Genomic DNA, 4094 nt, shown 5'->3' on the forward strand with positions numbered 1-4094 from the left:
CGAATCGTTCCAGCTTTCTCGTGAACTAGCCAAGAAAATCGAACAGGAATTGACCTATCCGGGACAGATCAAGGTGACCGTCATTCGAGAAAGTCGATACGTGGAATACGCCAAATGAAGGTTTTATGTATCGGGGACATCATGGGGGAACCGGGCCGTCGGGCGATCGCGCGGGCGGTGCCGCGGCTGATCGCACAACACCGTATCGATGCGGTCATCGCCAACGGCGAAAATCTTGCCGGAGGCTTCGGGATCACGCCTGAGCTGGCCGAGGAACTGTTCGAAACGGGCATATCGGTTATTACCACCGGAAATCACGCGTGGGATAAGAAAGAGGCGGTCGATTACTTTTCACGGGAGCCGCGTCTGTTGCGTCCGGCGAATTATCCCGCGGGAGTCCCGGGAAACGGGAGTGTCGTTATTGAAACCGCAGGCGGCGAACGGCTGGCAGTCATGCAGCTGATGGGCCGGGTGTACATGCCGACAATCGATTGCCCGTTTCAGACGGCAAAACGCGAATTGTCACGTTTGAAGCTGGAGACCTCCGCTATCGTGGTCGACATGCATGCGGAGGCCACGTCCGAAAAGATGGCCATGGGGCATTTTCTGGATGGGGAAGTGGTCGCCGTCGTCGGTACGCATACGCATGTACAGACTGCCGATGAACAAATCCTTCCGAAGGGTACGGCGTACATCACGGATATCGGCATGACGGGGCCGCTCCATTCGGTCATCGGTGTCAAGAAAGAATTGGCGATCGAGAAATTTTTGACCGCGATGCCGAGGCGGTTTGAAGTTGCCTCAGGACCGTCCGTATTTTGTGCGGTCCTGCTGGAGCTCGATCCTCGCTTGGGCAAAGCGATTGCCTTTGAACGAATTCGCCTCATCGATTAGACAGCAATAGCAGCTCGGGGCGGGGTTGGTGAAAAGAATACGCCTCGTCTCCAAGACACCGGGCACTCACCGACTCGCTCGTCTCGCGGCGAAGCCGAGGGCGCCCGTCCGCAGACGTGACGCTCGTTATTCTTCGCATCGCGGACCCGTGCAGCGATCGATGAATATTTTGCGCGCTTCACGAGCTTCAAAGAAGAGGACACACGACTACGTACTCTCGCCAATCCCTTTCTCCTTCCGATCTGATCTCGAGACACGTCCTCACCGTCTCGGAACTGACTGCCATGGTTCGGGTTTCCCTCGAAACTGACTTTGCCGAGGTGTGGCTGGAAGGGGAAGTTTCGAACCTGCGTGCACCGGCTTCCGGGCATCTCTACTGTACACTCAAGGACCAGACGAGCCAGATTCGGGCGGTGATCTTCCGTTCGGCGGCTGTTCGTTTACGCTTCAGTCTGGAGGAGGGACTGCATGTCGTGGTGCGAGGGCGACTTTCTGTGTATGAGCCGCGTGGAGAGTACCAGGTCATTCTGGATTATCTCGAACCCAAGGGGAGGGGTGCCTTCCAGTTGGCGTTTGAGCAACTGAAGCGTCGTCTGGAAGCCGAAGGGCTCTTTGATCGGGAGGGCAAACAATCATTACCGGTGTTCCCTCGGACCGTCGGAATCGTGACCTCGCCCACCGGGGCGGCGGTTCGGGATCTGATCACGGTGTTGCACCGTCGCTGTCCAGTGTTGAAGATCATCATCGCGCCCGTACAGGTGCAGGGGCTTGGAGCGGCTGAACAGATCACAGCCGCCATTCAGGCATTGAACGGGCTTGGTGTGATCGATGTCATGATCATCGGGCGGGGCGGTGGCTCCTTGGAAGATCTGTGGAGTTTCAACGAAGAAATCGTCGTACGAGCCATCGCCGCGTCACGGGTCCCCATCGTATCGGCTGTGGGGCATGAAACGGATGTGACGCTGGCGGACTTTGCTGCAGACGTACGGGCCCCCTCACCGTCCGCGGCCGCCGAAATGGTTGCCCCGGTGTTGACCGAGATTGTTGAGCGGCTTGGCATGCTCACCGCCTGCTGTCGGCAAGCCATAAGCTCGCGATGCCTGGAGCAGCATCAGCGACTTGATCTTTTGCTTGCCCATATGGATAGCATTAGGTTTAGGGTTCTCAAAGAAGCTCAGCGCGTGGATGGCGCCGTGGCAGGCATGCGAGAAGCAGTCCGAGCCCTGCTGAGGCAAACGATGGTCGATGCGCAAGCATGGACGCAAGCGCTGATGTCGAGGAGTCCGGAGCTTCAAGTACGTCGTGATCTGGTGATCGTTCCGCAGTTGCGGTCACGTTTGATCGCCGCCGTGAACCATGGCCTCAAGCGGAAGGCCGAGCAAACCCATGCCTATCTCGGACGATTCAACGGGCTGAGTCCGCTCGCCATTCTGGATCGAGGTTATGGGATTCTTGAGACGATGCCTGGACGCCGAATCATTCGGGATGCCGGACAGGTCTCCGCCGGAGAAGAGATCCTGGCACGTCTCGCCAGGGGCAAGATCCGGTGTCGTGTGGAGGAGGTGAACCTTGATCCGTCGGTTTAAATGCCGGTTGAGACTTCGTTATAATGGGCTGCGTGCCGTCATAAAAGGAGATGGTTGTGGCTGGAGTGAAGTTTGAACAAGCGATGGCGAGACTAGAAGCCATCGTGGGTGAATTAGAGAAGGGAGATCTGCCGCTCGATGAATCGCTAAAGATTTTTGAGGAAGGCATCCGATTGTCCAAGAATTGTCTAAGAGTATTGGAAGAGGCCGAGCGGAAAGTGGAAGTTCTCGTTCATGACAAGAATGGAAAGAAACAGTTACGCGCCTTTACATCAGATGATATTGATGTGCCAGGTTCCGCTGAAGATTCATAATAAGTCGCTCTTCTGTTTACGTTCTTTTCCGGACTTTCCTTTTTACGATTCTGATGGGTACAGTCATACGACGCGGTAGGGATCGTTGCGACTATGTGCTCACGGTTCAGGGATTTGCGCAGAGCCGGGACGCTGCCGTCAGGATGATTCTCGCGGGTCAGGTCAAGAGCAACGGGGCGATCGTCGACAAGCCGTCCAGGATGATTCCTACCGACGCCGTCATCGAGATTATCGGAGGGAGCAGACCGTTCGTCAGCCGCGGCGGCGAAAAGCTGATGGCAGCTCTGGACGCCTCTTCGATCGCACCTCAAGGCATGATCTGTCTCGATGTCGGGTGCTCGACCGGAGGGTTCACCGATTGTTTGCTCCAAAGAGGGGCTGGGAGGGTCTACGCAGTTGATGTGGGATATGGTCAGTTCGATTGGCGGCTCCGGCAAGACCCACGCGTCGTGTTGATCGAGCGGACAAACATTCGCTATATATCCCCTTCTGCCATCCCGGAGCCGGTTGATCTGGTCGTCATCGATGTCTCGTTTATTTCATTGACGAAGGTGCTTCCGCCCATCATGCAGTTTCTCCGTTTTCCAGCCCGCGTGGTTACCTTGATCAAACCACAGTTTGAAGTGGGAAAGGGACAAGTGGGTCGAGGGGGCGTCGTGCGTGACGACACACAGAGAGCGGAGGCTGTTCAGAGAGTCGTACGGTTTGCGGAGGAAATAGGACTGCGGGCGGTGAGGACCATTGTTTCTCCGATCAAAGGGAAAAAGGGCAATCAGGAAATATTAGCAATCTTTGAGTACAACACATCCTTTCGTGGTATGTAAGGAGTGTCGTAAATGAGAGCTCATTCAGGAGGGCCAATGAAAGTACTTGTGACAGGCGGCGCAGGGTTTATCGGGTCTCATGTGGTGGACCGGCTTGTGGAAGAGGGACATCAAGTGGTCGTCGTTGATAATTTATCGACTGGAAAACGAAAGAACGTTAACCGCGCGGCGAGTCTCTACAAAACCGACATTACCAGCAGGCGTCTTGAGCGGGTTTTTCGCAATGAACGGCCCAACGTTGTCCTCCATCTCGCGGCTCAGGTCAGTGTGCGTAACTCGGTGGCAGACCCGGTGTTCGATGCGCAAGTCAACGTCTTGGGAACCATGAACGTGCTACAACAAGCGGTTCGGTATGGTTGCCGAAAGGTCGTGTTCTCCTCGTCCGGCGGAGCGATCTACGGCGAACAGGAGGTGTTTCCGGCCGCTGAATCTCATGTCACCAACCCGCTATCACCCTATGGCATCAGTAAACTGTG

Annotated in this window: 5 protein-coding genes; all 5 read left to right on the plus strand. The window is 55.9% G+C overall.

Annotated features, from left to right (window positions below; genetic code table 11):
* The first annotated feature begins 114 nt into the window (after positions 1 to 114).
* On the plus strand, positions 115 to 894 hold the full coding sequence (locus ACOSYY_RS14085; RefSeq protein WP_421663153.1) for a TIGR00282 family metallophosphoesterase: 780 nt from the start codon (positions 115 to 117) through the stop codon (positions 892 to 894).
* Between the two features lie 245 nt (positions 895 to 1139).
* Entirely contained in the window at positions 1140 to 2480 is a 1341-nt protein-coding gene (xseA, locus tag ACOSYY_RS14090) for an exodeoxyribonuclease VII large subunit (protein WP_421663157.1), read from the plus strand.
* 56 nt (positions 2481 to 2536) lie between these two features.
* Positions 2537 to 2794 (plus strand): exodeoxyribonuclease VII small subunit, encoded by a 258-nt coding sequence (gene xseB / locus ACOSYY_RS14095; RefSeq protein WP_421663154.1) that lies wholly within the window; start codon positions 2537 to 2539, stop codon positions 2792 to 2794.
* Between the two features lie 53 nt (positions 2795 to 2847).
* Positions 2848 to 3618 (plus strand): TlyA family RNA methyltransferase, encoded by a 771-nt coding sequence (locus tag ACOSYY_RS14100; protein WP_421663155.1) that lies wholly within the window; start codon positions 2848 to 2850, stop codon positions 3616 to 3618.
* A gap of 36 nt (positions 3619 to 3654) precedes the next feature.
* The coding region (locus tag ACOSYY_RS14105; RefSeq protein ID WP_421663156.1) for an NAD-dependent epimerase/dehydratase family protein at positions 3655 to 4094 on the plus strand (440 nt) is incomplete at its 3' end.

It is taken from the genome of Nitrospira sp. BLG_2 (assembly GCF_049222245.1).